The sequence below is a fragment of the Mycobacterium kubicae genome, from assembly GCF_015689175.1.
In the GTDB taxonomy this organism is placed as follows: Bacteria; Actinomycetota; Actinomycetes; order Mycobacteriales; family Mycobacteriaceae; genus Mycobacterium; species Mycobacterium kubicae.
Genome location: NZ_CP065047.1, coordinates 2,875,546 through 2,889,711 on the forward strand (window position 1 = coordinate 2,875,546; position 14,166 = coordinate 2,889,711).

At 68.0% G+C, this 14,166-nt stretch carries 8 protein-coding genes and 2 riboswitches; of the genes, 1 reads left to right on the top strand and 7 read right to left on the bottom strand.

Annotated features, from left to right (window positions below; genetic code table 11):
• Positions 1–76: 76 nt before the first annotated feature.
• Positions 77–175: riboswitch (glycine riboswitch) on the top strand.
• Positions 176–296: riboswitch (glycine riboswitch) on the top strand. It begins immediately after the preceding riboswitch.
• A 33-nt stretch (positions 297–329) separates the two neighbouring features.
• A complete protein-coding gene (gcvP, locus tag I2456_RS13395; RefSeq protein ID WP_139823162.1) occupies positions 330–3,146 on the top strand; it encodes an aminomethyl-transferring glycine dehydrogenase in 2,817 nt (938 codons plus the stop codon).
• A 20-nt stretch (positions 3,147–3,166) separates the two neighbouring features.
• Here the strand turns inward: gcvP and I2456_RS13400 are convergent, their stop codons facing one another.
• The 7 genes from I2456_RS13400 to gndA form a co-directional block, all read right to left on the bottom strand.
• A complete protein-coding gene (locus tag I2456_RS13400; RefSeq protein WP_085074298.1) occupies positions 3,167–4,024 on the bottom strand; it encodes a haloalkane dehalogenase in 858 nt (285 codons plus the stop codon).
• A gap of 6 nt (positions 4,025–4,030) precedes the next feature.
• On the bottom strand, positions 4,031–6,079 hold the full coding sequence (locus I2456_RS13405; protein ID WP_085074297.1) for a substrate-binding domain-containing protein: 2,049 nt from the start codon (positions 6,077–6,079) through the stop codon (positions 4,031–4,033).
• Between the two features lie 50 nt (positions 6,080–6,129).
• On the bottom strand, positions 6,130–8,313 hold the full coding sequence (locus I2456_RS13410; protein WP_085074296.1) for a malate synthase G: 2,184 nt from the start codon (positions 8,311–8,313) through the stop codon (positions 6,130–6,132).
• A 284-nt stretch (positions 8,314–8,597) separates the two neighbouring features.
• The gene (locus I2456_RS13415) at positions 8,598–9,650 is read right to left on the bottom strand and encodes a hemolysin family protein (protein ID WP_085074295.1); all 1,053 of its coding nucleotides are present in this window, start codon (positions 9,648–9,650) and stop codon (positions 8,598–8,600) included.
• Entirely contained in the window at positions 9,647–11,011 is a 1,365-nt protein-coding gene (locus I2456_RS13420; protein WP_241007932.1) for a hemolysin family protein, read from the bottom strand. The genes I2456_RS13415 and I2456_RS13420 overlap by 4 nt, the downstream gene beginning before the upstream one ends.
• Positions 11,012–11,206: 195 nt before the next feature.
• The gene (locus I2456_RS13425; RefSeq protein WP_085074293.1) at positions 11,207–12,643 is read right to left on the bottom strand and encodes a GuaB1 family IMP dehydrogenase-related protein; all 1,437 of its coding nucleotides are present in this window, start codon (positions 12,641–12,643) and stop codon (positions 11,207–11,209) included.
• Positions 12,644–12,661: 18 nt separating this feature from the next.
• Entirely contained in the window at positions 12,662–14,131 is a 1,470-nt protein-coding gene (gndA, locus tag I2456_RS13430; RefSeq protein WP_068023652.1) for an NADP-dependent phosphogluconate dehydrogenase, read from the bottom strand.
• Positions 14,132–14,166 lie beyond the last annotated feature (35 nt).

The window sequence follows — 14,166 nt, forward strand, 5'->3', positions numbered from 1 at the left end:
TGGGCGGCGTGTCGCCGTACCAACACGCACGCTCGCGGGGCGAGCTGAACGCTGGCGGGTAAACTGGGTGACGCATCGCTCTCGCGCGGGAGAGTTCTGTGGCCGCCAGCTACAGACGCCGAAGGAGCAATACCTCTCCGTCAACCTCTCAGGCACCCTGGACCGCCCGAGATAACGATGCCTCTGGAAAGCGGTGCCGACCTAGCCGGTCGCACCCGCCGATGGGGAAAGGCGCCATACGCACCGGCGCCGAATCTCTCAGGCGCCCGGGATCGGGTGAAGACAGAGGGGGAGGGCTAATAGTCCTTTCCCTGTGTCAGGAGTTCGCTTTGTCTACGTTCGCAGACCGACACATCGGCCCCGACAGTGCTGCTGTGGCAACCATGCTCGCCGTCATCGGTGTCGACTCGCTCGACGCTCTGGCGGCCAAGGCGGTACCCGCCGGCATTCTCGACAAGCTCACCGACACCGGCGCCGCGCCGGGTCTGGACCGGCTGCCCCCGGCGGTCAGCGAGGCTGAGGCGCTCGCCGAGTTGCGGGCGCTCGCCGACAGCAACACCGTCTCCGTCTCGATGATCGGCCAGGGCTACTACGACACGCTCACGCCCCCGGTGCTGCTGCGCAACATCATGGAAAACCCCGCCTGGTACACCGCCTACACGCCGTACCAGCCCGAGATCAGCCAAGGCCGGCTCGAAGCGCTGCTGAACTTCCAGACCATGGTCACCGACCTGACCGGCCTCGAGATCGCCAACGCCTCCATGCTCGACGAAGGCACGGCCGCCGCCGAAGCCGTGACTTTGATGCACCGCGCCGTGCGCGGGCCGGCCCACCGGCTGGCCGTCGACGTCGACGTGTTCGCCCAGACCGCGGCGGTGCTCACCACCCGCGCCGAGCCACTGGGCATCGAGATCGTCACCGCCGACCTCCGGGACGGCCTGCCCGACGGGGACTTCTTCGGCGTCATCGCGCAGCTGCCAGGCGCCAGCGGCCGCATCACCGACTGGGCCGCGCTGGTCGAACAGGCGCATGAGCGCGGCGCGCTGGTCGCCATCGGCGCCGACCTGCTGGCGCTCACCCTGATCACACCGCCCGGCGAGATCGGCGCCGACGTCGCATTCGGCTCGACCCAACGCTTCGGTGTCCCAATGGGATTCGGTGGACCACACGCGGGTTACCTGACGGTGCACACCAAACACGCGCGTCAACTGCCCGGACGCCTGGTCGGTGTGTCCCTGGACGCCGACGGCTCGCCGGCCTACCGGCTGGCCTTGCAGACCCGCGAGCAGCACATCCGCCGGGACAAGGCGACCAGCAACATCTGCACTGCCCAGGTGCTGTTGGCGGTGATGGCCGCCATGTACGCCAGCTATCACGGCGCGCAAGGCCTGACCGAGATCGCGCGCCGGGTCCATGCCCATGCCGAAACCATCGGCGGCGCGCTGGGCGATGCCCTGGTGCACGACACCTACTTCGACACGGTGCTGGCGCGGGTCCCCGGGCGCGCCGACGAGGTGGTGGCCGCGGCCAAGGCGAACAACGTCAACCTGTGGCGCGTCGACGCCGACCACGTGTCGGTGGCCTGTGACGAAGCCACCACCGATGCCCATGTCGCGATCGTGCTGGAGGCCTTCGGCGTGACCGGAACCCAACCGGCGGCCGTCGACATCGCCACCCGCGGCACACAGTTCCTGACCCATCCCGCGTTCGCCCAGTACCGCACCGAAACGTCGATGATGCGTTACCTGCGCACCCTGGCGGACAAAGATGTCGCGTTGGACCGCAGCATGATTCCGCTCGGGTCGTGCACGATGAAACTCAACGCCGCCACCGAGATGGAGCCGATCACCTGGCCCGAATTCTCCCGCCAGCATCCGTTCGCGCCGGCTTCCGACACCCCGGGCCTGCGTCGGCTCATTGCCGACCTGGAGGAGTGGCTGGTACAGATCACCGGTTACGACGCGGTGTCGCTGCAACCCAATGCGGGCTCGCAGGGCGAGTACGCCGGCTTGCTGGCCATCCACGACTACCACGCCAGCCGCGGGGAGCCGCATCGCGACATCTGCCTCATCCCGTCCAGCGCGCACGGCACCAACGCCGCGTCTGCGGCGCTGGCCGGCATGCGGGTGGTGGTCGTCGGCTGCCACGACAACGGCGACGTCGATCTGGACGATCTGCGCGCCAAGGTCAGCGAACACGCCGATCGGCTTTCGACGTTGATGATCACCTACCCGTCCACCCACGGCGTCTACGAGCACGACATCGCCGACATCTGCGCGGCCGTGCACGATGCCGGCGGTCAGGTGTACGTCGACGGCGCGAACCTCAACGCGCTGGTCGGTCTGGCCCGGCCGGGCAAGTTCGGCGGCGACGTCAGCCACCTGAACCTGCACAAGACGTTCTGCATCCCGCACGGGGGCGGGGGACCAGGTGTGGGGCCGGTGGCGGTGCGCTCACACCTGGCGCCGTTTCTGCCGGGGCACCCGTACGCGCCCGAGCTTCCGTCGGGTCATCCGGTGTCCTCGGCGCCCTACGGGTCGGCGTCGATTCTCCCGATCAGCTGGGCCTATATCCGGATGATGGGCGCCGACGGGCTGCGCGCGGCATCGCTGACCGCCATCACCTCGGCCAACTACATCGCCCGTCGCCTCGACGAGTACTTCCCGGTGCTCTACACCGGCGAGAACGGCATGGTCGCTCACGAGTGCATCCTGGACCTGCGCGGCATCACCAAGAAGACCGGAGTGACCGTCGATGATGTCGCAAAGCGTTTGGCCGACTACGGTTTCCATGCGCCGACGATGAGTTTCCCGGTCGCGGGCACGCTGATGGTGGAGCCCACCGAGAGCGAAAGCCTCGCCGAGGTGGACGCGTTCTGCGAGGCCATGATCGGCATCCGCGCCGAGATCGACAAGGTCGGCAGTGGGCAGTGGCCGGTGGAGGACAACCCGCTGCGGGGTGCGCCGCACACCGCGCAGAGCCTGCTGGTGTCGGAGTGGGACCACCCGTACACGCGGGAGGAAGCCGCTTATCCGCTGGGTAGCGCCTTCCGGCCCAAGGTGTGGCCGCCGGTGCGCCGCATCGACGGCGCCTACGGCGACCGCAACCTGGTCTGCTCGTGTCCGCCGGTGGAGGCTTTCGCCTGAGCGGCGCGGACCGGAGTCGCTTAACCGAACCGGTCGATGATCGCCGCGGCGATGCGCTGCGGCGCGTCCTCCTGGATGTAGTGCTTGGCGGTGGGTAACTCCACGAGCACGTGGTCGGGAAAGGTCGCCTGCATCCGCGGAATCGACGGCCCGGGCCGGAACGCGACGTCCTTCATGCCCCACACCAACAGGGTTGGCTTGGCGCCCAACCTTTTTGGCACGTCGCGAGCGAGGCGCTCCAGTAGGGGGCGTGCCGCCAGGATCTCCTTGGGCATCTCGGCGACGCCCGCCCGCGCGGCGGGGTTGGGCTGTACGGCGCGGTAATGCTCCATCACGGCGTCGCTGGGTCGACGCTCGCAGCCCGCTGGGATCAACCGCTCGACGAAGAAGTTGCGGTGCAGGATCGCGTACTGCAGCGGCGGACTGGACATCACCTTGCTGAAGATCTTCGTCGTCGCCACGTCGGCGGGCCAGAACCAGGTGTTGCCCAACACAATCCCGCGCACCCGGTCGGCGCGTTCCACGGCGACGGCCAGGCTGATCGGCCCGCCCCAGTCCTGGCCCATCGTCAGGTACCCGTCCAGACCCAGATGGTCGACGAGTTCGCCGAGCACTGCGGCGTGCTCCTGGGCGGTGTAGCCGAATCCCGGCGGCCGCTCGGAAAGACCGAAGCCGAGATAATCCGGTGCGATACAACGGAATTTGTCCCGGAGCGCCATGATGATGTCGCGATAGAGGAAACTCCACGTCGGGTTGCCGTGGCACAGTAGGAGCGGCGGACCGTTGCCCTCGTCGACGTAGTGCAGCCGCCCGCGCGAATTGTCGAACCAGCGCGACTCGAAGGGGTACAACTGGGGATCGGGAGTGAAGCCGGGCATCGCGTCTCAGCTCAAGAAGGTGTTGACCGCGTTCGCCAGATCCGGTGATCCGGAATTCGCCACATTCTGGTAGCTACCGCCGCTGAGGCGCGCGACTGCTTCCCAGGTCGCCCGGTCGGGGTCGCTACCGAAATCGATCACGTTGACGGCCACCGGTCGGGCCGGGTCGGCGCTGTTGCGGATGAAGTCCTGCAGACCCGGCCCGTCCAGAGATTGATCGGTGTGCGGACCGGCCGTGATCACCAGGATCGAATTGGATTGCCCGGCACGGAAGTTCGCGAGGGCATCCTGATAGATCATCCGCAGCGTGGTGAACGACACCGCCCCGCCGCCCGACGAATACTGTTTGTCCAGCGCGGTCGTCAGCACCGCCGAACGCGGCTGGCCGTTGACCGGATCGGACAGCGGGCCCGTCGGCACCTCGGATCGCCCTTCATGGCCGTCGAACGTCCATAACCCCACGACCGCGGTGGGCGGCAGCGCCTTGATCCGATTACTCAGCGCCGCAACGACATTGGCGAGCCGGGTCTTGCCGCCGCCGTCATCGTTGGGCATCGACTGGTCGAGCATGATGGTGGCCGCAACACCGGCCGATGGCGCGGCCATGCTCTCGGCCAAAGTGGCCCGCATTCCCTCGTCACCGACCGACAGCGGGGCCGGCAGCGCCGGGAAACTGGTGACCGGGCTGCTCGGCGGGTTCTCGCCGTTGACGCGGAAGCCCGCTTTGGCCAGCTTGGCCAGCTGCTCGGGTTTGTGCATGTACCTGGCGAATGCGCTGGCCGCGGTGGTCTGCTCCTGCGAGAGCCACGGCCCGGTGAGCAACACCGTCGGATAGTCGGCCAGCGGCACCGGCCCGGGCGGCAACCACGACGCCAGCTTGCCCTTGGCATCGGGGGTGGACTGGCCGCGGGCGAACAGTTGCTGTTCGGTGGTGATCACCGCGTGCACCGGGGCGGCCGCCGCGTCGCCGCCTTTGAGTAGCGCATTCATCGCTTCGTTGAGCGAGTCGTCGGCGAGCTTGGGTTGCCCGCTCAGCAACGTGCGCACCGCTGCGGTGCCGGCCGTCGGGGGCGCGCCCTGCGGCGCCGAGGCGGCAGCTACCGCCTCACCCGCCAGGAAGGTGGCGTCACCGTTTCCGGTCATCGGCAGCGCCAGCCGTAGCGAACCCCAGGTCGGCAGGTTCAGGCCGGCCAGCGAGGTGGGATTAGTCTGCAGTGCGGGTAACGCGGCCCAATTCTGGGTGGACAGCGCTTGCTGCAATTCGGGGCGGATGGCCAACACCACCGGCGAGGTCACCAGCGACCGGCTGTCGGTGATCGTTTTCTGGCCCGCGGCTCCGGCCAGGCGGGCCGCCGACACCGAGCTGCCCGGAATCCACAGGCCCGGTTGCGCGCCCAGTTGCGACGGCCACTTGCCGGCGAAGCCGCTGATGACGGCATCCGAGCCGGAAGAGTTGACGGTCACGGTGACGCACCGATCGCCGACCGGGCCCGCCGTTGCGTTGTAGTTGTCGGCGAGGCCTTTGATCTGGTCGACGATGGAGGGGTCGGTGAGCACCGCGACCGAGTCCTTGCCGCCCACACACCGTGCGGCGGCCGTGTGCGAGCGATGCGACAGCGCGTCACCGAAGAAGCGCCACAGGATGACGCTGGCGACCACCACGACCACGGTCACCAGCGCCACGATCACGCCGATGCTGACGCCCCGTCGGCCCGCCGCGCTGCGGTGCCCGCCACGCCAGTCGCTCAGGCCGCGGTGGCCACCGCGCAACGGCTGCGGCGGCGCACCGGCCGGCGGCTCCGACGTCTGCGGTGCCCGCTCGGGCGCCGGCGGGGTGAAGTCGGGGTACTCGTCGGCGTACCGATCGGCGTCGACGTCGGAGGGGTAGCTCTCCTCGCCGTAGTCACCCGCGACGTCCTGCGCCGGCGGCTGGTCCGGCGGGCCGCCGTGGGCGTGGTCACCTGACGCGTCGACCCTGTCGTCCTGGTCGGCGGCGTACTTGTCAGACGGCTCGTCGGCAAATTCTTCAGGGTCTGGCTTGCTGTGCCTACCCATACCGGCGTCTGCGTCCTCTCCTTGGAAAAAGTCCGGCTGTCGCGCCGAACCTACGCACCAGCGCGTGCTTTGAATTCGCGACGGCGGCGGTGCAGGATCGGTTCGGTGTAGCCGTTGGGCTGCTGACCTCCGGACAGAATCAGCTCCTGGGCGGCCAGGAACGCGATGCTGTCGTCGAAGTTGGGCGCCATCGGGCGATATGCCGCGTCACCCTCGTTTTGCTTGTCCACCAGCGGCGCCATGCGTTCCAGGCTGGCCCGCACATCCTCGCTCGTGATGACGCCGTGGCGCAGCCAGTTGGCCAGCAACTGGCTGGAGATGCGCAGGGTGGCGCGGTCCTCCATCAGGGCGGTGTTGTGGATGTCGGGCACCTTCGAGCAGCCGACGCCTTGTTCCACCCAGCGCACCACATAGCCCAGGATGGACTGGCAGTTGTTGTCGACTTCCTCGCGGATCTCCTCGGGCGCCCAGGCCAATTCCTTGGCCAGCGGAATGGTGAGCAACTCCTCGATGGTGGTGCGGGTCTTGCCGGCCAACTCCTTCTGCACCGCGAACACGTCGACCTGGTGGTAGTGCATGGCGTGCAGGGTCGCCGCCGTCGGCGACGGCACCCACGCGGTGGTGGCGCCGGCCTTGGGCTGGCCGATCTTCTGCTCGACCATGTCGGCCATCAGCTCGGTCATGGCCCACATGCCCTTGCCGATCTGCGCCTTGCCGGAGAACCCGGCGGCCAGTCCGATGTCGACGTTGGCGTCTTCGTAGGCCTTGATCCAGGTGGTGTTCTTCATCGCGCCCTTGCGGATCATCGGACCCGCTTCCATCGACGTGTGGATCTCGTCGCCGGTGCGGTCGAGGAATCCGGTGTTGATGAACACGACGCGGTCGGCGGCGGCCTTGATGCAGGCCTTGAGGTTGACCGTGGTGCGCCGCTCCTCGTCCATGATGCCGACCTTGAGGGTGCCCTGGGGCAGGCCCAGCACGTCTTCGACGCGGCTGAACAGCTCGCAGGTGAACGCCACTTCGGCCGGGCCGTGCATCTTGGGCTTGACGATGTAGATCGAGCCGGTGCGGCTGTTGGTCAGCGGGCCGTTTTCGCCCCCAGCCTTCAGGCCGTGGATCGCGGTGACGCCGGTGAACAGCGCATCCATGATGCCCTCGGGCACCTCGTTGCCTTCGGCGTCGACAATGGCGTCGTTGGTCATCAGGTGGCCGACGTTGCGGACGAACAGCAGGCTGCGCCCGGGCAGGGTCAGCTCGCCGCCATCGGGTGCGGTGTAAGTGCGGTCGGCGTTGAGGGTGCGGGTGAAGGTCTCGCCGCCCTTGCGCACCTCTTCGGCCAAGTCGCCGCGGTTCAGTCCCAGCCAGTTGCGGTAGCCGACCACTTTGTCGTAGGCGTCCACGGCCGTGACGGAGTCCTCGAAGTCCATGATCGTGGTGATGGCCGATTCCAAAACCACGTCTTTGACGCCGGCGGAGTCGGTTTTGCCGATCGGCGACTCGGGGTCGATCAGGATCTCGATGTGCAGGCCGTGGTTGACCAGCAGCACCGAATCCGGCGACGCCGCGTCGCCGGTGTAGCCGGCGAACTGCGCCGAGTCCGCCAGTCCGGTCGCACCGTCGGGCAGCTCGACCTGCAGCTGACCGTCCTCCACCTTGAAACCGGTGGCGTCGGAGTAGGAGCCGGACGACAGCGGCACGCTCTCATCGAGGAACTTGCGCGCGTAGGCGATGACCTTGTCACCGCGCACCTGGTTGTAGCCGGTGCCCTTCTCGGCGCCGTCGGTTTCGGGGATGACGTCGGTGCCGTACAGGGCGTCGTAGAGGGATCCCCAGCGCGCGTTGGCCGCGTTCAGCGCGAACCGCGCGTTGAGCACCGGCACCACAAGCTGAGGTCCGGCGGTGCTGGTGATCTCGTCGTCGACCCCGGAGGTGGTGATGGTGAAGTCTTCCGGTTCGGGCAACAGGTAGCCGATCTCGGTGAGGAACTCGCGATAAGCGTCGACATCGAGCGGCTCGAGCACCCGGTGCCGATGCCACTTGTCGATTTGGGCCTGCAAGTCGTCGCGAACCTTCAGAAGGTCCTGGTTCTGCGGCGTCAGGTCGGTGACCACCTTGTCGACGCCCGCCCAGAAGCTGTCCGGGTCGATGCCGGTGCCGGGCAACGCCTCGTTGTTCACGAAGTCGTAGAGCACCCGGGCGACGCGCAGATTGCCTTCTGTCACGCGATCAGTCATGGTTCTCCTCCGTAATGGCCCTCACCGGCCCCCTTCTGGACCCCTCTGGCCTCTTTCGGGCCCCGCTGGCGCCGTCGTTGGCGCCCCTATTGGCTCCCTAATTGGCTACGCCGTCAGCCTACCGATCCCGCAGCCCGACGAGCGTATCCGGCCGACGTGCAACGCCAGGTCATACCCGCGATCGCGCCCACCGCACCGGCTGGGCGGGGCGTGCGACCCGCTTCCTGGCAACGCGGCTAACGATCATACGGGCTGGGCACCGACCAGCCCGGCGGGCGGGCGGTTCAGTCCGACGGCGCGCTGTCGCGAATGGTGCCCACCAAGTCGCTCACCAAGTCCTCGAGCGCCACCATCGCCACCACGACGCCGTCGTCGCCGGTGACCAACGCCAGATGACTATTGCTGCGCCGCATGCGGGACAGCGCGTCGGGCAGACCCATCGACCCGGGAATCCGCGGCAGCGGCCGGACCAGCGTGAGATCGACGACGGTGTCCGGGTCGTCGCCCAGCGTCAGCATGTCTTTGATGTGCAGGTAGCCGATGTAGGTGCCGTCGCGACCCACCACCGGATACCGCGAGTAGCCGGTTTCGGCCAGGGCCTGCTCGACGGCGCCGATCGTAGGACCCGCGCCGACCCCCGCCACCGGCACCGAACGGACCTTGGCCAGCGGCACCGCGACGTCACCCACCACATGCGTGCGCACCCGCAGCGCCCGGGTCAGCCGGGAGTGCTCTTCGGGGTCGAGCAGGCCCTCGGACACCGAATCGGCGATCATCTCGCTCAACTCGACCATGGACACGGCGATGTCGAGTTCGTCCTTGGGCTCCACGCCGAGCGCGCGCAGGACCGCATTGGCGCACTTGTTGTACAAGGTGATGAACGGCCGTGCCGCACGCACATAGGGCAGGTAGGCCGGAACCAGCAACATGGCGGTGCGCTCCGGGCCGGCCAGGGCGATGTTCTTGGGCACCATCTCGCCCAGCAGCACATGCAGGGTCACCACCAGCGCCAGTGCGATCGCGAAGGACAGCGTGTGCAGCAGGGCCGGCGGAATCCCGGTCCAGCCGATGACCGAGTGCAGCAATTCGGCCACCGCCGGTTCGCCGATGCGCCCCAGCAGCAGAGAGGAGACGGTGACGCCGAGCTGAGCGCCGGCCAGCATCAGGGGCAACTGCTCGCTGGCCCGGATCACCGTGACCGCGCTGGCCCTGCCCTGTTCGGCCAGGGCTTCTAAGCGGTCCCGGCGCGCGGAGATGAGCGCGAATTCCGCGCCGACGAAAAACGCGTTGGCGCCGATCAGCAGCACCGCCAGCAGGACTTCCACGGCCGCGTTCACGGGCTGCTCCCGTCGGAGCCGAGTTCTTGCACGCCGCCCACTTCGGTCAGCTCGACCACGTCGATGCGGCGACCGTCCATCTGCACCACCTCGGCCTGCCAACGCACCGATTCATCGGGCAGCCCGTCGCGGTTCAACGCGGGCAACTGCACCGTTTCACCGGCCACCGGGATGTGGCCGAGCTCCCGCAGCACCAATCCGCCGATGGTTTCATAAGGCCCCTCAGCGGCGCGGTACCCGGTGGCGGTGGCCACCTCGTCGATGCGAAGCAGGCCCGAGACGCGCCACCCGCTGCCCGCCTTCTCGACGTCCGGCGTCGCGTCGTCGTGTTCGTCGCGGACGTCGCCGACGATCTCCTCGATCAGGTCCTCGACGGTCACCATGCCGGCGGTGCCGCCGTATTCGTCGACCACCATGACCGTCTGCAACGCGTTGGCCCGGATCTCGGCCAGGACCGCGTCACCGTCCAGCGTGGAGGGCACCACCGTGACCGGGGTGGCGATGGTGGTGAGCAGGGTGCGGGCGCGGGCCTGCGACGGGACCTCGAAGGCCTGCTTGACGTGCACGATGCCGATGGTCTCGTCCAGGTCGCCGCGAACGATCGGGAAACGGGAGAACCCGGAGTCGGCGACGGCGGCCACCAGGTCGGCGATGGAGTCGTCGTTCTGCAGCGCCACGATCATCGACCGCGGCGTCATCAGCTCCTCGGCGGTCAGCGCGCCGAACTGCAGCGACCGGTGCATCAGCGCGGCGGTGGCATCGTCGAGCGAGCCGCTGCGCGCCGAGGTGCGCACCAGCGACACCAGCTCCTGCGGCGAGCGGGCCGAGCGCAACTCCTCGGCCGGTTCGATGCCCAGTCGGCGGACCAGCCAGTTCGCCGCTCCGTTGGTCAACCGGATGGCCGGCGTGAACACCACCGAGAACAGCCACTGCGGCAGCACGACCGCGCGGGCGGTGCGCAACGGGCTGGCCACCGCCAGGTATTTGGGCACCAGCTCGCCGAACACCATCGATACCGAGGTGACAATCACCAACGCCGCGAACGTCGTGATGGCCTTGGCCATCCGGTCGGAGATGCCGATCCCGGTCAGCGCCGGGTGCGGCAACTCGCTGACCAGTGGGTCGGTCAGGTATCCGGTCGCCAGTGTGGTGATCGAGATGCCCAGTTGCGCGCCGGAGAGGTGGAACGACAGCCGGCGGTGGGCGCGGCGGATGAACCGGTCACGCCGCGCGCCGCCGCGGGCGTTGGCCTCGACGGTGCTGCGGTCCAAGGTGGTCAGCGAGAATTCCGCCGCGACGAAGATCGCCGTCCCGAAGGTGAGCGCCAGAATGGCCACCACACTGACCAGGACGGTGGACATCATGCGTTGCCCGGTGGTCGTGCGGCCGGCGCGTGGGTTCGCCGCCCGTCCCGGAGGGCCGCCCAGGTATTGGGGGCCTCGGCGGGTGCCTGCGGCACGTCAACCCTTTCCTCGACTTCCGCATGCACTGCGCTGCGGATTGAAATTCCTATGGTAGCGAAGGGGTTCGACCGGATCTCAGCCCGCGCGGACTGATCACCAGCCGGAGGGGAGGGGATGGCCTTCGGCGAAACCGGCGGGGGATTGGACGCCGATGACGACCCGCTCATGCAGCTCGGCCAGCGACGAGGCGCCGATGTAGGTGCAGGTGCTGCGCACCCCGGACATGATGTGGTCGATCAGGTCCTCGACGCCACCGCGGTTGGGATCCAGACCCATACGTGAGGTGGAGATCCCTTCCTCGAACAGCGCCTTGCGGGCCCGGTCGAACGGACTGTCCGCGGCGGTACGCGCAACGACGGCCCGCTTGGACGCCATGCCGTAGCTCTCCTTGTACGGCTGGTCTTCCCGGTCACGCATCAGGTCCCCGGGTGACTCGTAGGTTCCGGCGAACCAGGACCCGATCATCACGTTCGACGCGCCGGCCGCCAGCGCCAACGCCACGTCGCGCGGGTGCCGGACGCCGCCGTCCGCCCACACATGGCCGCCTAACTCTCTTGCCGCAGAGGCGCATTCGAGCACTGCGGAAAATTGCGGCCGTCCGACGCCGGTCATCATCCGGGTGGTGCACATGGCGCCCGGGCCTACTCCGACCTTGACGATGCTGGCGCCGGCTTCCAGCAGATCCCGGGTGCCCTCTGCCGACACCACGTTGCCCGCTGCCAGTGGCACACCCAACCCCAAGGATGCGACGATCTCGATCGCTTCCACGGTCTTGCTCTGATGGCCGTGGGCGGTGTCGATGACCAGCACGTCAACCCCGGCTTCGGCCAGGGCTCGGGCCTTGGCGCCGACATCGCCGTTGATGCCGACGGCCGCCCCGATACGCAGGCGCCCGGCGCTGTCGGTAGCGGGGGTGTAGATGCCGGCGCGCAGCGCCCCGGTGCGGGTCAACACCCCGGCCAGGGTGCCGTCGGCGGCGGTCAGCACGGCGACATCGACCGGGGCGTGCTCGAGCAGGTCGAAGATCTTGCGCGGTTCGGTGCCGACCGGCGCGGTCACGAAATCGGTGAGCGCGATGTCGCGCACCCGAGTGAAGCGGTCCACGCCCAGCCAGGACGCTTCGGTCACCAAACCGATGGGCCGGCCCTCGAAGAGCACGACGGCGACGCCGTGAGCGCGTTTGTGGATCAGGGCGATCGCGTCGGAGACCGAGTCGTCGGGTCCTAACGTCACCGGGGTATCGAGCACCAGATCCCGGCTCTTGACGAACTCGACCGTCTGCTGCACCGCCGGGATGGGCAGGTCCTGCGGGAGGATGACGATGCCGCCGCGGCGCGCCACGGTTTCGGCCATCCGTCTGCCCGCCACCGCGGTCATGTTCGCGACCACCACCGGAATCGTGGTGCCCGAACCGTCGAGCGTGGACAGGTCGACGTCGAAGCGCGACGCCACGTCCGAGCGGTTCGGCATGATGAACACGTCGTTGTAGGTCAGGTCGTGCGCGGGCCGGTGCCCGTTGAGAAACTGCATGAATGTCCAGGTAGGTCGTTAAGCCGGTACTTCGCTTCGGTCTCCGCTCCACAGGGTGTGGAACTTCTTGCTCGGCTCCTCGTCGATGCGGCCGTAGGTGTGCGCGCCGAAGAAGTCGCGCAACCCTTGGGTCAGCGCGGCGGGTAGCCGCTCGGTGCGCAGCGCGTCGTAGTAGGACAGCGCCGACGAGAACCCGGGAATCGGGATACCCAGTTGAGTGGCCGCTACGACAACACGTCGCCAACCGTCGATCGCGGCCTCGATGGCACTGCGGAAATACGGGGCGACGATCAGCGTGGGCAGCTCGGGGTCGTCGTCGTAGGCCTCTTTGATGCGGTTGAGGAACTTCGCCCGGATGATGCAGCCGCCGCGCCAGATGGTGGCCAGGTCACCCGGGGTGACACCCCAGTCGTACTCGGCGCTGCCGGCCTGGATCTGGTTGAACCCCTGGGCGTAGGCGATGATCTTCGACGCATATAGGGCTTGACGGACGTCTTCGATGAATTGTGTTGCATCGCTGGGCTTTTGGCCGAGGTCGCCGGAGGCCAGTCCGGTGGTGGCCTTGCGTTGGGCCACCGAACCCGACAGCGCGCGAGCGAACACCGCTTCGGCGATACCGGTCACCGGCACGCCCAGGTCCAGCGCCGACTTCACCGTCCAGCGGCCCGTGCCCTTCTGCTCGGCCTCGTCGAGGATGACGTCGACGAGCGGCTTGCCGGTCTTGGCATCGGTCTGGCGCAGCACCTGCGCGGTGATTTCGACCAGGAAGCTGTCCAGGTCACCGGAGTTCCATTCGTCGAAGACGTCGGCGATCTCCTCGGCCGTCTTCCCCAGGCCGTCGCGCAGCAGTTGGTACGCCTCGCCGATGAGTTGCATGTCGGAGTATTCGATGCCGTTGTGGACCATCTTGACGAAGTGGCCGGCGCCGTCGGGCCCGATGTGGGTGCAGCACGGCACGCCGTCGACATGGGCGGAGATCTCCTCGAGCAGCGGCCCCAGCGACTCGTACGACTCGGCGGGCCCGCCCGGCATGATCGACGGTCCGTTCAGCGCGCCCTCTTCACCGCCGGAGATGCCTGCGCCGACGAAGTGCAGCCCGCGCTCACGCATGGCCTTCTCGCGCCGGATGGTGTCGGTGTAGAGGGCGTTGCCCCCGTCGATGATGATGTCGCCTTCTTCCATGGCGTCGGCGAGTTGCTCGATGACGGCATCGGTGGGGTCGCCGGCTTTGACCATGATGAGCACTCGGCGCGGCTTTTCCAGCGCGTCGAGGAATTCTTCGATGGTCTCGGTGCGCACGAATTTGCCCTCGTCTCCGTGCTCTTCGAGCAGGGCGTCGGTCTTGGCGACGGATCGATTGTGCAGGGCCACGGTGTAGCCGTGGTGCGCGAAGTTGCGGGCGATGTTCGAACCCATCACGGCCAGGCCGGTGACGCCGATCTGTGCGGTGCCGGTCGTGGAATCAGTGTGGGTATCCGACGAACTCATGTCCTGCCTCCCGGTTGGGCAACTCTTTCGACGAG